Here is an 18,233-nt window from a genome sequence, read left to right as displayed (position 1 = left end):
GCTCCTTAAGCGTTTTTCATTATGATTGATTCGAATGTATTTGCTACCTTTTGGCAATGGTCTGCAATTTCTTCTAATTCTTCATAAATTTCTTTGTATTGCATAATGCGGATTGGATCTTTTTCCGTCTGGAATAAATGTTTGATAGCGTGGCGTCTAGTCACGTCACATTGTGATTCGTAATCTTTAATTTTTATTGCATGCTCTCTCATTGCAGGCAATTTCTTAGAAGACAATAAGTCTACGGCAGTTTCGATTTCAATCGTGCTTAAACGGATTGCTTCAACAAATTCCAGCATGAATTCGTCGGCATTGACTATAGAATACATTTCAAACATAGAAGCCGTGTGATCTAACCCGTCTAAAACATCATCCATTGTCATGGCCAGCGCTAAGATATCTTCCCGTTCAATCGGTGTAATGAAAGCTTGGTTTAGATCTTGAATGACTGTATGAACGTAGTTGTCACCTTTGGTCTCATAATCTTTCATTGTATTAGAGAAAATTTTCAAATCGCTGGTTTCTCTTAGCTTGAAATCTGCAAAATAGGCAGCACTTTCTTTTAAATTCAATGCGATTTCACTTAACAAAACTGCAAACTTATCTTTCTTTTTGAAAGCCATTTTCTTACCTCCGCTATATTCATAAAGTAAACTCTGAGCTTTTATATAATATACTACTTTACATTAAATTCATACTATATTAATATAAATTTACATTGCTGTAACATTACGAAATTATTCGAAAACTATCTTACTCGCCTTTTTCGACTCCGTCCATATTTCTGCCTAATTAAGGTATTTAAAAAATCAAATTCTTTTCTATAATTCCATCTTTGATCACGGCTACTATATTGTCTGTATTTTCAAGAGAGCGAATATCTTCTATAGGATTGTTTTTTGTGATAATTATATCCGCCAATTTCCCGGCCTCAACAGTTCCAATTTGTTCATCCCATCCCAAACACTCTGCAGCCACTTTGGTGGTTGCTACAATGGCCTCCATCGGAGACATGCCGATCTCACACATTAAGCCCAGTTCACGCAAGTTTGTGCCATGGGCCATTACCCCAGCATCAGTCCCCATTGCGATTTTGACTCCTGCTTGATAAGCTTTTGCTATGCTTTCTTTATGGACCTCCACTATTTCAGCTGCTTTTTTTACTGCATAATCCGGCATGCTTTCATTCATTTTACTTGCTTCTACAACTGATACCGGGGCCAGTAAAGTCGGCACCAGATAAGTCCCTTTTTCGAGCATCAACTGTATCGCTTCATCATCCAAAAAGATGCCATGTTCAATCGAATGAATGCCTGCACGCACGGCATTTTTTATACCTTCAGCTCCTTGGGCGTGTGCCATTACTTTTATGCCACCCCGGAATGTCGCTTCTTCTACAATAATCGACAACTCTTCTTGGGAATACTGGGTGAATTCCGGATGATCTGTCGGACTCATCACTCCTCCTGTCGCATGTACTTTAATTACTTCAGCACCCGCTCTGAGCATTTCCCTAACTCTTTGCCTCACCTGTTCGGGGCCGTCACAAATCCCTTCTGGCATTCCCGGATAGCTTTTAGCGGTAATGTCCAGCCCCGATCTCATCCAGGAGTCTCCATGTCCACCTGTAATTGTTAGAGGATTAATGCTCAGCTGCATCCGAGGACCCGCAACCAACCTGTTTTCTACTGCTTGTTTAATGCCAAAATCCGCAAATCCTGCATCACGGACAGTAGTCACTCCAGCATTAAGAGTGTTTTTCATATAGCCGATTGCTTCATAAAATTTTAAGGCGAACGGTGTCTTTAAAGTTTCGCGTATATCTTTTATCTGCATAGCGATATGCACATGTGTATCAATCAATCCTGGAAGAATATAACCGCCTTGTGCATCAATTTCCTCTATACCTTCTTCAGGAATTTTCATTTCTGAAAGCTTTCCTATAACTTCTATACGGTTGCCGTTTAAAAGTATCGCTGCTTCATGAAATACCTGATTCCCCGTTCCATCAATTAAATGCCCGTTCTTAATCAACTTATAAGTCATAGCATCTCCTCCATCCCTATGAATTGTCTGAATATTAATAACAATATCATTTATAATAAAAGATGCAAAGTTCTTTGCTAAAGAAAGAAAGCACAAAAAAGCCCCCAGTTTTGAAGTTAATCAAAACTGGGGGCTTATAAAGGACAGGCAGGTCCTTTTAAAAGATACCGGCGGTCGGGGTCGAACCGACACTCCCGTGAAGGAACGGGATTTTGAGTCCCGCGCGTCTGCCAATTCCGCCACGCCGGCAAATTATTATGGAGGCGGCAACCGGACTCGAACCGGTGATAAGGGTGTTGCAGACCCATGCCTTACCACTTGGCTATGCCGCCAAAAATGTTGGAGCGGAAGACGGGGGTCGAACCCGCGACCTCCACCTTGGCAAGGTGGCGTTCTACCACTGAACTACTTCCGCAAAAGCTGGGGTACCTGGATTCGAACCAGGGCATGACGGGATCAAAACCCGTTGCCTTACCGCTTGGCTATACCCCAATAACTGGATGGGGCGGACGAGGGGAATTGAACCCCCGAATGCCGGAATCACAATCCGGTGCGTTAACCACTTCGCCACGACCGCCATATTATCATTAGTATATAAATCATTCATTAAAATAAAAAACATGGGGCGGACGAGGGGAATTGAACCCCCGAGTGCCGGAATCACAATCCGGTGCGTTAACCACTTCGCCACGACCGCCATCATATAATTTAAAAATTGGCAGGGGCAGTAGGAATCGAACCCACATCGGAGGTTTTGGAGACCTCTGTTCTACCGTTAAACTATGCCCCTATAAAACTGGTGGTGGGGGGCAGATTCGAACTGCCGAACCCGAAGGAGCGGATTTACAGTCCGCCGCGTTTAGCCACTTCGCTACCCCACCTAGTGGTGCCGGAGAAAGGACTTGAACCCTCAACCTACTGATTACAAGTCAGTTGCTCTACCAGTTGAGCTACTCCGGCATGGAGATATAAAAAAATGGTGGGTCAGGACGGAATCGAACCGCCGACACTTAGAGCTTCAATCTAATGCTCTACCAACTGAGCTACTGACCCATTTTGTTATGTAAAAATGGCGGTCCCGACCGGGATCGAACCGGCGATCTCCTGCGTGACAGGCAGGCATGTTAACCGCTACACCACGGGACCATTTTGGTTGCGGGGGCAGGATTTGAACCTGCGACCTCCGGGTTATGAGCCCGACGAGCTACCGAACTGCTCTACCCCGCGACAATAATATAGGTGATACTTTGTTTCTCTTACGCGCGTTTCGTAATGGACACCTGCATCGCCTTCGGCTGCTTCGGTGTTAATCGCTGTCTTCGTTCAGCGATTTGCTCTACCCGCGACAATAATATAGGTGATGATTTTCTTTCCGTCTACTTCTTCAATGGCCATTATATTATATAGAAGAAAATTTTTAACGCCTTGTTGAAGTTATGTATTTAGGAAATGGTGGAGGATGACGGGATCGAACCGCCGACCCTCTGCTTGTAAGGCAGATGCTCTCCCAGCTGAGCTAATCCTCCAGGTAATTAAAGTGTTGGTGACCCCTACGGGATTCGAACCCGTGTTACCGCCGTGAAAGGGCGGTGTCTTAACCGCTTGACCAAGGGGCCTTGATTATTGAAGTTATCTACTGGCGGAGAGCAAGGGATTCGAACCCTTGAGACGGTTGCCCGCCTACATGATTTCCAATCATGCTCCTTCGGCCACTCGGACAGCTCTCCAAAAGAATGGCTCCGAAGGTAGGATTCGAACCTACGACCATCGCATTAACAGTGCGGTGCTCTACCACTGAGCTACTTCGGAATAATATTGATCAGCCTGGCAACGTCCTACTCTCGCAGGGGGAAACCCCCAACTACCATTGGCGCAAAAGAGCTTAACTGCCGTGTTCGGGATGGGAACGGGTGTGGCCTCTTTGCCATCATCACCAGACTAATTTTGTTTTGAAAGACAAGTTTTATTATACCAATAATATAAAGTATATCAAGCTTTTTTTGAAAAAACTTTTTACTTGCGCCTTCAAAACCGGATATGCGACATTGAACAAACAGTTTGGTTAAGTCCTCGATCGATTAGTATTCGTCAGCTGCACGCGTCGCCGCGCTTCCACCCCGAACCTATCTACCTCATCGTCTTTGAGGGATCTTACTTGCTTGCGCAATGGGAAATCTCATCTTGAGGGGGGCTTCGTGCTTAGATGCTTTCAGCACTTATCCCGGCCACACATAGCTACCCAGCGATGCCCCTGGCGGAACAACTGGTACACCAGCGGTGTGTCCATCCCGGTCCTCTCGTACTAAGGACAGCTCCTCTCAAATTTCCTGCGCCCGCGACGGATAGGGACCGAACTGTCTCACGACGTTCTGAACCCAGCTCGCGTACCGCTTTAATGGGCGAACAGCCCAACCCTTGGGACCGACTACAGCCCCAGGATGCGATGAGCCGACATCGAGGTGCCAAACCTCCCCGTCGATGTGGACTCTTGGGGGAGATAAGCCTGTTATCCCCGGGGTAGCTTTTATCCGTTGAGCGATGGCCCTTCCATGCGGAACCACCGGATCACTAAGCCCGTCTTTCGACCCTGCTCGACCTGTCCGTCTCGCAGTCAAGCTCCCTTGTGCCTTTACACTCTGCGAATGATTTCCAACCATTCTGAGGGAACCTTTGGGCGCCTCCGTTACTCTTTAGGAGGCGACCGCCCCAGTCAAACTGCCCGCCTGACACTGTCTCCCACCCCGATCAGGGGTGCGGGTTAGAATTTCAATACAACCAGGGTAGTATCCCACCGACGCCTCCCCCGAAGCTGGCGCTCCGGGCTCAAAGGCTCCTACCTATCCTGTACAAGTTGCACCAAAAGTCAATATCAGGCTACAGTAAAGCTCCACGGGGTCTTTCCGTCCTGTCGCGGGTAACCTGCATCTTCACAGGTACTATAATTTCACCGAGTCTCTCGTTGAGACAGTGCCCAGATCGTTACGCCTTTCGTGCGGGTCGGAACTTACCCGACAAGGAATTTCGCTACCTTAGGACCGTTATAGTTACGGCCGCCGTTTACTGGGGCTTCAGTTCGCACCTTCGCTTGCGCTAAGCACTCCCCTTAACCTTCCAGCACCGGGCAGGCGTCAGCCCCTATACGTCACCTTACGGTTTGGCAGAGACCTGTGTTTTTGCTAAACAGTCGCCTGGGCCTATTCACTGCGGCTCTCTCGGGCTGTAACACCCTACCAGAGCACCCCTTCTCCCGAAGTTACGGGGTCATTTTGCCGAGTTCCTTAACGAGAGTTCACTCGCTCACCTTAGAATTCTCTTCTCGCCTACCTGTGTCGGTTTGCGGTACGGGCACCTCCCGCCTCGCTAGAGGCTTTTCTTGGCAGTGTGAAATCAGGGACTCCAGGGCATACGCCCCTTGCCGTCACCGCTCAACGTTATGGAAATGGGATTTGCCTCATTTCCCGCCTCACGGCTTGGACGCGCTCAACCAACGGCGCGCTCGCCTTATCCTTCTGCGTCCCCCCATTGCTCAAACGGCGGGGAGGTGGTACAGGAATATCAACCTGTTGTCCATCGTCTACGCCTATCGGCCTCGACTTAGGTCCCGACTGACCCTGAGCGGACGAGCCTTCCTCAGGAAACCTTGGGCATTCGGTGGACGGGATTCTCACCCGTCTTTCGTTACTCATACCGGCATTCTCACTTCTAAGCGCTCCACGAATCCTTCCGGTTCCGCTTCAACGCCCTTAGAACGCTCTCCTACCACGGACATCGTTGATGTCCATCCACAGCTTCGGTAATCCGTTTAGCCCCGGTACATTTTCGGCGCAGTGTCACTCGACCAGTGAGCTATTACGCACTCTTTAAATGATGGCTGCTTCTAAGCCAACATCCTGGTTGTCTAAGCAACGCCACATCCTTTTCCACTTAACGGATATTTGGGGACCTTAGCTGGTGGTCTGGGCTGTTTCCCTCTTGACTACGGATCTTATCACTCGCAGTCTGACTCCCAAGCATAAATCACTGGCATTCGGAGTTTGTCTGAATTCGGTAACCCGGGATGGGCCCCTAGTCCAAACAGTGCTCTACCTCCAGGATTCTCAATCTTGAGGCTAGCCCTAAAGCTATTTCGGAGAGAACCAGCTATCTCCAGGTTCGATTGGAATTTCTCCGCTACCCACACCTCATCCCCGCACTTTTCAACGTGCGTGGGTTCGGGCCTCCAGTAAGTGTTACCTTACCTTCACCCTGGACATGGGTAGATCACCTGGTTTCGGGTCTACAACTGCATACTCATTCGCCCTGTTCAGACTCGCTTTCGCTGCGGCTCCGACTTCTCATCTTAACCTTGCATGCAATCGTAACTCGCCGGTTCATTCTACAAAAGGCACGCCATCACCCATGAACGGGCTTTGACTAGTTGTAGGCACACGGTTTCAGGATCTGTTTCACTCCCCTTCCGGGGTGCTTTTCACCTTTCCCTCACGGTACTGGTTCACTATCGGTCACTAGGGAGTATTTAGCCTTGGGAGATGGTCCTCCCGGATTCCGACGGAATTTCACGTGTTCCGCCGTACTCAGGATCCACTCAGGAGGGCACGCCTTTTCGGCTACGGGGCTGTTACCCAGTGTCGCGGACCGTTCCAGGTCGCTTCGCCTAACGCGTGCTTTTGTAACTCCGTATTGAGTGTCCTACAACCCCAAGAGGCAAGCCTCTTGGTTTGGGCTGTTCCCGTTTCGCTCGCCGCTACTCAGGGAATCGCATTTGCTTTCTGTTCCTCCAGGTACTTAGATGTTTCAGTTCCCTGGGTCTGCCTTCTCATGTGCTATGAATTCACACATGGATCCTGCCCCATTACGGGCAGGGGGTTCCCCCATTCGGAAATCTCCGGATCAATGCTCACTTACAGCTCCCCGGAGCATATCGGTGTTAGTGCCGTCCTTCTTCGGCTCCTAGTGCCAAGGCATCCACCGTGCGCCCTTTCTAACTTAACCAAGTTGGTTACATAGAAAGTCGACCGATCGCTCGGTCTCATCACTTGTGTTGCGTTGTTTCGTTTGTTTCAATGTCGTCATATCCAGTTTTCAAAGAACAAGGTCATTCCAACGGTATGGAATGATTGGTGGAGCCTAGCGGGATCGAACCGCTGACCTCCTGCGTGCAAGGCAGGCGCTCTCCCAGCTGAGCTAAGGCCCCAAGAAGGTATGGTGGGCCTAAATGGACTCGAACCATCGACCTCACGCTTATCAGGCGTGCGCTCTAACCAGCTGAGCTATAGGCCCTCTTGGGAATTCAATTGAGATAAAGAAGGGTTCAACGAACCTTCAAAACCGAACGCAAAACGTCAACCGGAACCGTGAGGTTCCGTTCCGAAGTAATCCTTAGAAAGGAGGTGATCCAGCCGCACCTTCCGATACGGCTACCTTGTTACGACTTCACCCCAATCATCTGTCCCACCTTCGGCGGCTGGCTCCCACAAGGGGTTACCTCACCGACTTCGGGTGTTACAAACTCTCGTGGTGTGACGGGCGGTGTGTACAAGGCCCGGGAACGTATTCACCGTGGCATGCTGATCCACGATTACTAGCGATTCCGGCTTCATGCAGGCGAGTTGCAGCCTGCAATCCGAACTGAGAACGGTTTTCTGGGATTGGCTCCCCCTCGCGGGTTGGCGACCCTTTGTACCGTCCATTGTAGCACGTGTGTAGCCCAGGTCATAAGGGGCATGATGATTTGACGTCATCCCCACCTTCCTCCGGTTTGTCACCGGCAGTCACCTTAGAGTGCCCAACTGAATGCTGGCAACTAAGATCAAGGGTTGCGCTCGTTGCGGGACTTAACCCAACATCTCACGACACGAGCTGACGACAACCATGCACCACCTGTCACCGCTGTCCCCGAAGGGAAAGCCTTGTCTCCAAGGCGGGCAGCGGGATGTCAAGACCTGGTAAGGTTCTTCGCGTTGCTTCGAATTAAACCACATGCTCCACCGCTTGTGCGGGCCCCCGTCAATTCCTTTGAGTTTCAGCCTTGCGGCCGTACTCCCCAGGCGGAGTGCTTAATGCGTTAGCTGCAGCACTAAGGGGCGGAAACCCCCTAACACTTAGCACTCATCGTTTACGGCGTGGACTACCAGGGTATCTAATCCTGTTTGCTCCCCACGCTTTCGCGCCTCAGCGTCAGTTACAGACCAGAAAGTCGCCTTCGCCACTGGTGTTCCTCCACATCTCTACGCATTTCACCGCTACACATGGAATTCCACTTTCCTCTTCTGCACTCAAGTCCCCCAGTTTCCAATGACCCTCCACGGTTGAGCCGTGGGCTTTCACATCGGACTTAAAGGACCGCCTGCGCGCGCTTTACGCCCAATAATTCCGGACAACGCTTGCCACCTACGTATTACCGCGGCTGCTGGCACGTAGTTAGCCGTGGCTTTCTGGTAAGGTACCGTCAAGGTGCCGGCAGTTACTCCGGCACGGTTTCTTCCCTTACAACAGAGTTTTACGATCCGAAAACCTTCATCACTCACGCGGCGTTGCTCCGTCAGACTTGCGTCCATTGCGGAAGATTCCCTACTGCTGCCTCCCGTAGGAGTCTGGGCCGTGTCTCAGTCCCAGTGTGGCCGATCACCCTCTCAGGTCGGCTACGCATCGTGGCCTTGGGAGGCCGTTACCCCCCCAACTAGCTAATGCGCCGCGGGCCCATCCAGCAGCGACAGCGTGAGCCGTCTTTCCGTCGGCTCCCAGGCGGGAGCCGAACCTATCCGGTATTAGCCCCGGTTTCCCGGAGTTATCCCGAACTGCAGGGCAGGTTGCCCACGTGTTACTCACCCGTCCGCCGCTGAAAACTTGGAGCAAGCTCCAAATTTTCCGCTCGACTTGCATGTATTAGGCACGCCGCCAGCGTTCGTCCTGAGCCAGGATCAAACTCTCCATTATAGAAGAAATTGATTGCTCAATGTTCTGCTGGCGGGATTGCCGCACGAATGCGCACAATCTCGCTTGATCTGCTTGCGCTGATCAGTAAGTTTTGCTCAAGCCGCCGAAGCGGCTCTCGCAGAATGTGGGGGCCGCGTTCGGAACGCGGTCCCCCCTATTTGTTGACGTTTTGCTGTTCAGTTTTCAAGGTTCAGGTTTTCGAGCGTCCTGTAAAAGCGACTTCTCTAATTTAACATCGTTGCTGAGAAGAGTCAAGCTTTTTTTATTATTGTAGAAAAACTTAATTTCTCTTGGCGACGTGTATAATCATAATACAGTTCACAAGCAACTGTCAACAACAAAAACAAAAAAGTTTAATTCTTTTTTCGCTGCCAATTCAATGCCGTTCTTTACTATAGAACGAACGCCTGACAAAGCCCTTCTACTCTTGCACGGCTTTGCAGTGTGAAACAATATATCTTACCTTGTACAGCCGTTCAGATTTAATAGTGAAAAGTGCATCAGCCTAAAGATCATTTTCAACTAGACTTAAGTACGTATTCAACAAATACTGAACTTTTGAATTTACGATAATATTATTTAAATTCTTATAAGCTCCAATTTCCCTGCAAAAAAAGAACCGATTCTTTACAAAAGAAATCAATTCTTCCGAGGAAACATTTTATTTTAGTTTTTCACATAATAGTATCGGTGAAAAATCCCTTGACTTTTCGTTTTCACCCCTTCTACCGAAATCAAGTCTTTCTCTACCAGGAATTCAATAAAGACTTCCAGGTTAGATGAATAGTTCCTCAACTCTTCCTCCTCATGCAATTCCTGGATCGTCCAGCGTTCTTTCTGTTCCATTACTTCTCTTATGTGCTGGGCTCCATCTTTGGTGCGGGAATGGATAAAGAATTCACTGGCTAGAAACAATAGCTCCAGTCTTTTCTCAAGTGCTTCATCACTCAGAACCAATTCTTCATAAAGTTTATAAATAGCCGGCTCCATCTGTTTCACTTGCGTCCACACAGTCACTTCAGGCGGAAGACCATTCTCCAGAACAGCAAGCCTCGCCAAATGGTGAAGTGATTCTACTATATGATGATAAGCATCCAGATAGTTTTTCTCTTCAAAGAATACTTTGCCTTCTAAATAACGGCGAATCAGTTTCGAAAACTCCATGCCCATTTTTATCTTACGGCCATAAAACGGATAGTCTTTCAATTCCATTTTAAGTTTTTCCATAAATTCGTTTCTATCATAAATAATTCGCCCATGAAATAGCCAGTCGACAATTTTTCGATTTGTTCCAAGCAAGAGCCATTTATGCAATTGTCTCTCTGTCACAATATGCATAGCAGCTTTCTTATTCAGATAAGTGTAATGTTTCGTAAAAACCGGCGTTTCGTTTTCTTTTGTGATGATTAACAAAATCGAATCGAATGTATCGGTGATAGGGCTCATCTTTTCTCTTTTCTCCACTAGCACTACACCCAGTGTACTTTCTTGGCTGGCACGTTCTTGATAGATGGGTCTTAAAATTTGTTCCATTGAATCCACTCCTTGCAATTCTATCGCTTATATTCCAATTTAGTGAGACTCGCTTATTGTCCCTCGGAAATAAGCAGCACTCTTCTCCATATGAATGCAGACGTTTCCGTTTTTCTTTATTTCGACAAATTTAATAAGGATTCCTGCATCCGTTAATCATTATCACTTTTTCACTTTGTTTATGATATAGTATGATGGATGCAAGGAGGAAAGAATTTAATGAAACCTTATAAAAACAAAATCAATCGTATCCGGACTTTTGCCTTAGCGCTGATTTTCATCGGTATCGTTATTATGTATGTCGGCATTTATTTTAGAAACCAACCAGTTGTCATGGTGATTTTCATGCTGCTTGGGGTTGTCGCAATTGTCGGCAGTACAGGCGTATATGCTTGGATCGGTTTGTTGTCGATGAAAACAGTTCCGGTTGAATGTCCGAATTGTGGAAGACATACAAAAATGTTGGGCCGCGTAGATATCTGCATGCATTGCAATGAACCTTTGACTATGGACCCTGCTCTCGAAGGAAAAGAGTTTAACCAAGATTACAACAAAAAAAATTCGAAGATATAAATACCTTGTCCGCTTGAACTGATTAGTTCAAGCGAATTTTTTATTTGCTGTAATATAATTTTGCCCAAATAAAAACGAGCATGAAATTCATGCTCGTTTTTATTGTGCTTTTGCAGTTTTACCAAGGCAGTCCTGGCAAGTCCCATAAATTTCAAGACGATGGTAGTCCACTTGAAATCCAGTAACGTGAGAAGCTAAATGCTCTACTTCATCGAGTCCTGGATAATGGAAGTCGACAATTTTTCCGCAATCATTACAAATTATATGATAATGGTCGTGTGTCACAAAATCAAAACGGCTGGAAGAATCACCATAAGTCAATTCCTTCACCAATCCCGCTTTTCTAAACACACGTAAATTATTGTAAACTGTTGCTACACTCATATTAGGAAAAGCTTTCTCAAGCGCGCGATAAATGTCATCCGCTGTCGGGTGCGTCGTTGAATGAATCATATACTCCAGAATCGCATGACGCTGGGGAGTGATTCGAACACCTGTTGACTTCAAAGCATCAAGCGCGTCTTTTAACTGTATTTCAGACATCGCTGTGCACCTCACTTCATCAATAATTCTTACATTGTAATCGTTATAAATAGTGTACTCAAAAATGAGGGGCGATGTCAAGAAATCACTATATTGCTTACATTTCCAACTGCTTCATACTTATTTTTGGTGCAAATCTTTTTCGCTTCTTCCTAATCGCAAGTTGACTAAACGAGCCGCAACGAACAGGAAATCGGACAAACGGTTTAAATAAGCTAGAACATTTGGGGATACATCATTGCCAATAGAGATGGATGCTCGTTCTGCTCTTCTGACAACTGTGCGCGCTACATGTAAAGCTGCACCAGCCGGATGCCCCCCAGGCAAGATAAAGTTTTTCAATGCCGGTACTTCTGCATCAAACTGATCGATCCACTGCTCTAATTTTGCAATATCCTCTGCAGTCAGCTTCCATTTCACTTCTTTCCCTTTCGGAGTGGCCAGTTCAGCCCCTACATGGAACAAAGTTGTCTGGATTTCATGAAAAACCGTTTCCAGTTCTTCTTTTTCTTCGAAAAATTCATTATGCAAATGGCCAACCGCTAGTCCAATCATCGAATTTGCTTCATCACAAGTACCATATGCTTCAACTAAGACATCATTTTTCGCTACACGCGTCCCGTATACGAGTGAAGTCGTACCCTTGTCGCCGGTTTTCGTATAAATCTTCACAGTCAATACCCCTTTTCCATATTGACGAGATTTGTTGGATAAGCATCTTCAGCAAGCCACAATTTCAAATTCGGAATAAATACATCAAGCGCCCGTTCTACATATTTCTCTGAATGGCTGGACACATGCGGCGATACCACCACATTTTCCATTGTCCAAAAAGGATGGTCTGAAGGCAGCGGCTCTTGTTCAAAAACATCCAATACCGCGTATGCAATTTCTCCAGTTTCCAGCGCATCAATCAGCACTTGATCCTCCACTAAATCCCCTCGGCCGAAATTCATAAAGATCGCTGTGTTTTTCATGGCTTGAAAATGCTCTTTTTTCAACAAGTATTTTGTTTCGTTCGTGCTCGGTAAAACGGAAATCACGGTATCCACCGTCGGCAATACCTTGAGGATGCTATCGAATGACACCATCCCTTCCATATAGTCAGCATGTTTTCCCGAACGGTTGCAACCGATAGTACGGACGCCAAGCGCTTGCAGCACTCGCCCGATTTCCATTCCGATGGCTCCGGGACCGATGATTAACGCTGTAGATTCATGAAGTTCCGTCGAACCTGTCTTCCGGCTCCATTCTTTTTTTCGCTGATTGTCATAAATAGATGGAAGCGACCGTTTCAATGATAATAAATGGGCCAGAACCGATTCAGTCATCGGTGTTTTATGGATCCCTTTTACATTGGAGACGACGATTTCCCGTTCCGCAATAGCGGCATGCGGCATTTTTTCCACTCCTGCACTCGCGACCATAATCCATTTCAACTGCCCGGCTTGCTGGATATCTTCTGCTGAAAGATCCTCGCCGAACGTCACCAGAATATCTGCAGATGGCAGCCGTGCTTTGTCTTTATACTCAAAATAGAATTGCACTTCTGGAAACTCATTTATCAGCTGTTGCCGCTGATGCTCTTTTGGAATGAACGTGAACAGGACTTCCATGTATTTTCTCCCCTTTTAACGATTGGTAAGCGTCTTTAATGTTTCGAGAACTTCTTTAATATGGTTCTCCACTTTTACTTTTCTCCATTCTTTGACGATTGTCCCAGTTGGATCAATCAAAAAAGTGGAACGTTCAATTCCCATGAACTCTTTGCCGTACATTTTCTTCTGAACCCACACATTATAGGCTTCTGACAATTGATGATTTTCGTCCACTAATAAGGAAAATGGCAAACCATGCTTTTCAATGAATTTGACATGCTGTTTCTCAGAATCTGCACTGACACCCAGAATCACAGCGTTCAACTCTGAAAAGTCGTCTTTTGCATCTCGGAAATCACAAGCTTGAGTTGTACATCCTGGTGTCATGTCTTTTGGATAAAAATAAAGCACTACATACTTTTTCCCTGCAAAGTCTTCTAATGCCACCGTTTCTCCTGCTTCATTTTTTAATTTGAAATCCGGTGCTTTTAAACCTTCTAATGTAGTCATCATTATCACTCCTTTTCTTCCTTCTATCGTACCTAACCTGGTGAGGAGTTTCAATTTCTTTGGCGTTCGGCAATGATATTGTCTACAATAGATAAGAGATTACACTAGGAGGCAATAAAAAATGAATCATTCCACATCCGAAAAACTTCATGATGAAGCGCTGCAGCATATCGTTGGCGGCGTGAATAGTCCATCGAGATCGTATAAAGCGGTCGGAGGCGGTTCGCCGATAGCGATGGAACGCGCCAAAGGAGCTTATTTTTGGGATGTCGACGGCAATAAATACATCGACTATTTAGCGGCATACGGCCCAATCATAACTGGCCATGCCCATCCTCATATAACAAAAGCCATTACGCATGCAGCGGAAACGGGCCTATTGTACGGAACTCCGACAAGACATGAAATCACATTTGCAAAAATGCTGAAAGAAGCCATGCCAAATATGGATAAAGTCCGTTTCGTCAACAGCGGCACTGAAGCGGTCATGACCACGATCCGTGTTTCCCGCGCTTATACCGGGCGCACGAAAATCATGAAATTCGCAGGCTGTTATCACGGTCACTCCGATTTAGTGCTTGTGGCTGCCGGTTCCGGCCCTGCAACACTTGGAACTCCGGATTCTGCTGGAGTGCCAAAAAGCATCGCTGAAGAAGTGATCACTATTCCTTTCAATGACCCAACCGCTTTTTCAGAAGCCATGGACAAATGGGGCACTGAAATCGCTTGTATTTTAGTAGAACCGATTGTCGGCAACTTTGGAATCGTGGAGCCGAACAAAGGATTCCTTGAAGAAGTACATCGCATCGCCAAAGAAAAAGGCGCTTTAATTGTCTATGACGAAGTCATCACCGCTTTCCGTTTCCATTATGGCGGAGCCCAAGATTTGTTGGGGCTAACTCCTGATTTGACAGCTCTCGGAAAAATCATTGGCGGCGGCTTGCCAATCGGTGCTTACGGCGGGAAAAAAGAGATTATGGAAACCGTTGCACCGCTCGGTCCTGCATATCAAGCTGGAACGATGGCTGGGAATCCGGCATCTATCCAAGCAGGTATCGCCTGCCTTGAAGTTCTTCGCGAAGAAGGCGTCTATGAAAAAATGGATGAGCTTGGCCGTCAGTTAGAAGAAGGAATTCTTGCTGCTGCCAAAGAATTTGGTGTGACCATTACAATTAACCGTTTAAAAGGGGCCTTAACGATTTACTTTACAGACCAAAAGGTGGAAAATTATGAACAAGCGGAAGCAACCGATGGAGAAATTTTCGCACGCTTTTTCAAACTGATGCTTGAACAAGGCGTCAATCTTGCACCTTCTAAGTATGAGGCATGGTTCTTAACGACTGAACATACTGAAGAAGACGTAGCGAAATCGATTCAAGCAGTCCGTGAAGCCTTCAAACAGCTTTAATAGCCAAAACAGCGGAATGAAAGGGAGGAGGCCACGCGTTTATGCAATTAGGTGCACGAATATTTAAAACCGGAGTAGCTATTTCGCTGGCACTCTTTTTAGCTGATTGGTTAGATTTACCAATTCCGATCATGGCTGGAATAGCAGCTATCTTTGCAATCCAACCTTCCATTTATCAGTCTTATTTAACAGTGCTAGATCAAATCTACGGTAATATAATCGGGGCAGTTATCGCTATTATTTTCGTGCTGACGCTAGGTGCGAACTATCTGACTGTCGGCCTTGCGGCAGTGTTAGCCATAATCATTATGCTGAAATTGAACCTCAATAACCCAGTGTCGCTGACTCTTGTTACCATTATTGTTATTATGGAATCACAGGAAGAGGCATTTCTAGAGTTTGCCGGGTTGCGTTTTTTGACAATCCTCCTCGGCATATTGTCCGCTTTTATTGTTAATATCATTTTTTTACCACCAAAGTATGAGGCGCGCTTATTCACTTCTATTCACGAAGTCACAGAAGAAGCCATACGTTGGATCCGCGTTTCGATAAGGCATGTATCAGACCACACTTCCGTTAAAAACGATATTGACCGTTTATCTGAAAAACTTGAAAAAGTGGATCAATGGTATTCCTTTTATAAAGATGAACGAAGTTATAGTAAAAAACAGCAATACGCCAAAGGCCGAAAATTGGTGCTTTACCGGCAAATGATCACTACTAACAGAAAAAGCCTGGATCTATTAAAAAGGCTGCACCGTTATGAGAATGAATTAATGGAACTCCCGGAGCATTTCCATATGATGCTGCAGGATCATCTTGAAAGCCTGACCAGCTATCACGATCAGCTTTATATGAAGTATGTCGGAAAACTGCGTCCGGAACACAGCGAAACTTCCGAAGAAGACGTCATTTTAAAGCGCAATGAAGTTCTGTCCATTTTTGTCAAAGAAATTGCGATTGCCCAGGAAGAAGCAGGAGATGATTTATCCATTTATCGTTTAATGCACATTTTATCCGCTATCCTTGATTACGAAGAACAGTTGGAACATTTAGATTTGCTTATCATGTCTTACTATAATTATCATTCGGAAGAAGTTGGCTCCGATTTGGAAAATATCATATAAAAAACGCGCCAAGGCAAATGCCGGGCGCGTTTTTCTATGTTTTTCTACGATTTCATGCGCGGGTCAAGTGCATCACGCAAGCCATCCCCCATCAAGTTAAAGCCCAGAACCGTCAACATAATGGCGATCCCTGGAAAAATCATTGTCCACGGTGCATTGGTCAAATACGACCTTGAATCCGCCAGCATTTTCCCCCATTCGGGTGATGGCGCCTGCGCACCCAATCCTAGAAAACCAAGAGCTGCCGCTTCGATAATCGCAGTGGCAATTGCCAAGGTTCCTTGAACGATAACCGGAGCCATCGAATTCGGCAAAATATGCGAAAACAAAATCCGGTTATCCTTCATGCCAATTGCCTTGGCCGACATAATATATTCATCTTCTTTGATGCTCAGCACTTTCGAGCGGATCAAACGGCCAAAATTCGGTACGTTGATAATGGCAATGGCGATCAATGCATTGCGAAGTGATGGCCCAAGAACCGATACCACTGCAATCGCCAATAAAATACTAGGGAAAGCCAGCATGATATCAAAAATCCGGGATATGATGGTATCGACCCAGCGGCCATAATAACCTGCCAGTATCCCTAAAATGCTGCCAACCACTACCGAACCGATAACCGCCAAAAAACCTACCCAAAGGGAAATTCTTGCCCCGTAAACAATTCTCGATAAGATATCACGACCAAAATCATCCGTCCCCATCCAATGCCCACTTGAGGGAGGCAAAAGCCGTTGGGATAAATTCTGTTCATTGATTCCCTGCGGTGTAAACAAAGGACCGAAAATCGCCAATAAGATAAAGAACAACACGATCCACATGCCCACAACAGCCACTTTGCTTTTCCGGAATCCGCGCCATGCTTCTTTCCATGGACCTGCGACTTTTTCCATCTGCACTTCGTTCTTATTTGCCGTTACATTAGCCAATGTGCTCCTCCCCCTTTCTAATCATATTTGATGCGAGGATCAATCAGGCCGTAAAGCAAATCGACAAACAGATTGATCATAACGAAGATAAAGGCAACAATTAAAATGCCTGACTGGATAACCGGATAATCACGGAACCCAATCGCTTCATAAATATAGCGCCCGATTCCAGGCCATCCAAAAATGGTCTCAGTTAAGATAGCTCCGCCTAACAGCAAGCCCATCTGAAGGCCGATAATTGTCAAAACTGGAATGATGGCATTTTTTAAAGCGTGTTTATAAACTACCCAAAACATCTTCAAACCTTTCGCGCGTGCAGTACGCACATAATCCGAACGCATCACTTCCAACATGCTCGAACGGGTCATTCTGGCAATAATCGCCATCGGGATTGTCGCTAAGGCCGTCCCGGGTAAAATCAGATGTTTTAAGACCGTCGATAATTGATCAAACTGCCCTGTTATTAAAGTATCAATGACATAAAAATTGGTGATAACGTCTACCGGATCTCGTACATTTTCCCGGCCCGTGGTCGGCAATATTCCCAGTTCAATCGAGAAAATCCACTGATTCATCAACCCTAGCCAAAAGATTGGCATCGATACCCCAATCAATGCAATAATCATGGCCAAATAATCAAACCAGGAATTCTGGAACCAAGCCGAAATGATGCCGGCATTAATGCCGATAATAACCGCGATGATAATAGCAAACACCGATAATTCAATCGTAGCCGCCAAGTACGGCCAAACTTCGTCAACTACAGGTGTCCGAGTACGGAGAGATTCTCCCAAATCACCGGTTAGTAACCCTTTCAGGTAATCAAAATATTGGATATACCAAGGATTATCCAATCCTAAAGTTGTCCGCAGCGCCTTTATTGCTTCTTCGGATGCTTGCTGGCCAAGAATAACTTGAGCAGGATCACCTGGTATCGCCCGGATAATCAGAAAAACAATAAACGTCATACCGAGCAAAACCGGTATCAATTGCAGAATTCGCCGTCCGATATAGTGAAGCATTTTCT

The 18,233-nt window shown here is 46.2% G+C and carries 12 protein-coding genes, 18 tRNA genes and 3 rRNA genes; 3 read left to right on the top strand and 30 right to left on the bottom strand.

The genetic code is table 11. The features are described 5' to 3' along the window. Positions 1-5: 5 nt before the first annotated feature. The 24 genes from QWY16_RS05570 to QWY16_RS05455 form a co-directional block, all read right to left on the bottom strand. Entirely contained in the window at positions 6-623 is a 618-nt protein-coding gene (locus QWY16_RS05570; protein ID WP_300991933.1) for a DUF47 domain-containing protein, read from the bottom strand. A 178-nt stretch (positions 624-801) separates the two neighbouring features. Beyond that, entirely contained in the window at positions 802-2,046 is a 1,245-nt protein-coding gene (locus QWY16_RS05565) for a metal-dependent hydrolase family protein (protein ID WP_300991931.1), read from the bottom strand. A gap of 165 nt (positions 2,047-2,211) precedes the next feature. Then, positions 2,212-2,295 (bottom strand) — tRNA-Leu (locus QWY16_RS05560). Positions 2,296-2,304: 9 nt separating this feature from the next. Continuing rightward, positions 2,305-2,378 (bottom strand) — tRNA-Cys (locus QWY16_RS05555). Positions 2,379-2,386: 8 nt separating this feature from the next. Then, positions 2,387-2,461: transfer RNA gene (locus QWY16_RS05550), tRNA-Gly, on the bottom strand. Between the two features lie 5 nt (positions 2,462-2,466). After that, positions 2,467-2,538: transfer RNA gene (locus tag QWY16_RS05545), tRNA-Gln, on the bottom strand. Between the two features lie 9 nt (positions 2,539-2,547). Beyond that, positions 2,548-2,623: transfer RNA gene (locus tag QWY16_RS05540), tRNA-His, on the bottom strand. A gap of 44 nt (positions 2,624-2,667) precedes the next feature. Next, positions 2,668-2,743, bottom strand: a tRNA-His gene (locus QWY16_RS05535). 19 nt (positions 2,744-2,762) lie between these two features. After that, positions 2,763-2,836: transfer RNA gene (locus tag QWY16_RS05530), tRNA-Trp, on the bottom strand. A gap of 7 nt (positions 2,837-2,843) precedes the next feature. Next, positions 2,844-2,927: transfer RNA gene (locus QWY16_RS05525), tRNA-Tyr, on the bottom strand. Between the two features lie 3 nt (positions 2,928-2,930). Then, a tRNA-Thr gene (locus QWY16_RS05520) sits at positions 2,931-3,006 on the bottom strand. A gap of 17 nt (positions 3,007-3,023) precedes the next feature. Next, positions 3,024-3,099: transfer RNA gene (locus QWY16_RS05515), tRNA-Phe, on the bottom strand. Positions 3,100-3,116: 17 nt separating this feature from the next. After that, positions 3,117-3,192: transfer RNA gene (locus QWY16_RS05510), tRNA-Asp, on the bottom strand. 4 nt (positions 3,193-3,196) lie between these two features. After that, a tRNA-Met gene (locus QWY16_RS05505) sits at positions 3,197-3,273 on the bottom strand. Positions 3,274-3,496: 223 nt separating this feature from the next. Further along, positions 3,497-3,572 (bottom strand) — tRNA-Val (locus QWY16_RS05500). Positions 3,573-3,587: 15 nt separating this feature from the next. Further along, positions 3,588-3,662, bottom strand: a tRNA-Glu gene (locus tag QWY16_RS05495). Positions 3,663-3,683: 21 nt separating this feature from the next. After that, positions 3,684-3,773: transfer RNA gene (locus QWY16_RS05490), tRNA-Ser, on the bottom strand. Positions 3,774-3,780: 7 nt separating this feature from the next. Next, positions 3,781-3,855, bottom strand: a tRNA-Asn gene (locus QWY16_RS05485). 13 nt (positions 3,856-3,868) lie between these two features. Continuing rightward, positions 3,869-3,984, bottom strand: a 5S ribosomal RNA gene (gene rrf / locus QWY16_RS05480). A gap of 120 nt (positions 3,985-4,104) precedes the next feature. Then, positions 4,105-7,038 (bottom strand): 23S ribosomal RNA (locus tag QWY16_RS05475). A gap of 126 nt (positions 7,039-7,164) precedes the next feature. Next, positions 7,165-7,240: transfer RNA gene (locus QWY16_RS05470), tRNA-Ala, on the bottom strand. A 9-nt stretch (positions 7,241-7,249) separates the two neighbouring features. Then, positions 7,250-7,326: transfer RNA gene (locus tag QWY16_RS05465), tRNA-Ile, on the bottom strand. 103 nt (positions 7,327-7,429) lie between these two features. After that, positions 7,430-8,982, bottom strand: a 16S ribosomal RNA gene (locus tag QWY16_RS05460). Together the 16S, 23S and 5S rRNA genes with 18 tRNA genes alongside form the textbook arrangement of a ribosomal RNA operon. Before the next feature lie 666 nt (positions 8,983-9,648). Beyond that, on the bottom strand, positions 9,649-10,515 hold the full coding sequence (locus QWY16_RS05455; RefSeq protein ID WP_300991929.1) for a nucleotidyltransferase-like protein: 867 nt from the start codon (positions 10,513-10,515) through the stop codon (positions 9,649-9,651). Between the two features lie 219 nt (positions 10,516-10,734). Between QWY16_RS05455 and QWY16_RS05450 the strand changes: the two genes are divergently transcribed. Further along, the gene (locus QWY16_RS05450) at positions 10,735-11,088 is read left to right on the top strand and encodes a YgzB family protein (protein ID WP_300991927.1); all 354 of its coding nucleotides are present in this window, start codon (positions 10,735-10,737) and stop codon (positions 11,086-11,088) included. Positions 11,089-11,187: 99 nt separating this feature from the next. Here QWY16_RS05450 and perR read toward each other — a convergent pair whose 3' ends face one another. The 4 genes from perR to bcp all read right to left on the bottom strand — a co-directional run bounded on the left by perR (position 11,188) and on the right by bcp (position 13,739). Then, positions 11,188-11,631 (bottom strand): peroxide-responsive transcriptional repressor PerR, encoded by a 444-nt coding sequence (perR, locus tag QWY16_RS05445; RefSeq protein ID WP_300991925.1) that lies wholly within the window; start codon positions 11,629-11,631, stop codon positions 11,188-11,190. Between the two features lie 120 nt (positions 11,632-11,751). Next, complete coding sequence (locus QWY16_RS05440; protein WP_300991924.1) at positions 11,752-12,303, bottom strand: cob(I)yrinic acid a,c-diamide adenosyltransferase; 552 nt, start codon at positions 12,301-12,303, stop codon at positions 11,752-11,754. Between the two features lie 2 nt (positions 12,304-12,305). Further along, complete coding sequence (locus QWY16_RS05435; protein ID WP_300991923.1) at positions 12,306-13,247, bottom strand: D-2-hydroxyacid dehydrogenase; 942 nt, start codon at positions 13,245-13,247, stop codon at positions 12,306-12,308. A 15-nt stretch (positions 13,248-13,262) separates the two neighbouring features. Then, positions 13,263-13,739: a thioredoxin-dependent thiol peroxidase gene (gene bcp / locus QWY16_RS05430; RefSeq protein WP_300993307.1), complete on the bottom strand. Its 477-nt coding sequence runs from the start codon at positions 13,737-13,739 to the stop codon at positions 13,263-13,265. Between the two features lie 121 nt (positions 13,740-13,860). Between bcp and QWY16_RS05425 the strand changes: the two genes are divergently transcribed. Further along, entirely contained in the window at positions 13,861-15,147 is a 1,287-nt protein-coding gene (locus QWY16_RS05425) for a glutamate-1-semialdehyde 2,1-aminomutase (RefSeq protein WP_300991922.1), read from the top strand. Positions 15,148-15,188: 41 nt separating this feature from the next. Further along, positions 15,189-16,274 carry an FUSC family protein gene (locus QWY16_RS05420; RefSeq protein WP_300991921.1) on the top strand — a complete coding sequence of 362 codons (1,086 nt, stop codon included), beginning with the start codon at positions 15,189-15,191 and terminating at the stop codon, positions 16,272-16,274. A 44-nt stretch (positions 16,275-16,318) separates the two neighbouring features. Here the strand turns inward: QWY16_RS05420 and nikC are convergent, their stop codons facing one another. Both nikC and QWY16_RS05410 read right to left on the bottom strand, forming a co-directional pair. Next, positions 16,319-17,170, bottom strand: coding sequence for a nickel transporter permease (gene nikC / locus QWY16_RS05415; RefSeq protein ID WP_300993305.1), 852 nt, complete (start codon positions 17,168-17,170; stop codon positions 16,319-16,321). Positions 17,171-17,223: 53 nt separating this feature from the next. After that, positions 17,224-18,228: an ABC transporter permease gene (locus QWY16_RS05410; protein WP_300993303.1), complete on the bottom strand. Its 1,005-nt coding sequence runs from the start codon at positions 18,226-18,228 to the stop codon at positions 17,224-17,226. Positions 18,229-18,233: the final 5 nt, after the last annotated feature.

It is taken from the genome of Planococcus shenhongbingii (assembly GCF_030413635.1).
GTDB classification, from domain to species: Bacteria; Bacillota; Bacilli; order Bacillales_A; family Planococcaceae; genus Planococcus; species Planococcus shenhongbingii.
Note: the sequence above shows the minus strand (reverse complement) of the source record. Positions and strands in the feature narration are given on the sequence as shown.

Coding starts and splice junctions, on each gene's coding strand:
- QWY16_RS05570 (WP_300991933.1), bottom strand. CDS start 623: ATGGCTTTCAAAAAGAAAGATAAGTTTGCAGTTTTGTTAAGTGAAATC.
- QWY16_RS05565 (WP_300991931.1), bottom strand. CDS start 2,046: ATGACTTATAAGTTGATTAAGAACGGGCATTTAATTGATGGAACGGGG.
- QWY16_RS05455 (WP_300991929.1), bottom strand. CDS start 10,515: ATGGAACAAATTTTAAGACCCATCTATCAAGAACGTGCCAGCCAAGAA.
- QWY16_RS05450 (WP_300991927.1), top strand. CDS start 10,735: ATGAAACCTTATAAAAACAAAATCAATCGTATCCGGACTTTTGCCTTA.
- perR (WP_300991925.1), bottom strand. CDS start 11,631: ATGTCTGAAATACAGTTAAAAGACGCGCTTGATGCTTTGAAGTCAACA.
- QWY16_RS05435 (WP_300991923.1), bottom strand. CDS start 13,247: ATGGAAGTCCTGTTCACGTTCATTCCAAAAGAGCATCAGCGGCAACAG.
- bcp (WP_300993307.1), bottom strand. CDS start 13,739: ATGACTACATTAGAAGGTTTAAAAGCACCGGATTTCAAATTAAAAAAT.
- QWY16_RS05425 (WP_300991922.1), top strand. CDS start 13,861: ATGAATCATTCCACATCCGAAAAACTTCATGATGAAGCGCTGCAGCAT.
- QWY16_RS05420 (WP_300991921.1), top strand. CDS start 15,189: ATGCAATTAGGTGCACGAATATTTAAAACCGGAGTAGCTATTTCGCTG.
- nikC (WP_300993305.1), bottom strand. CDS start 17,170: ATGGAAAAAGTCGCAGGTCCATGGAAAGAAGCATGGCGCGGATTCCGG.
- QWY16_RS05410 (WP_300993303.1), bottom strand. CDS start 18,228: ATGCTTCACTATATCGGACGGCGAATTCTGCAATTGATACCGGTTTTG.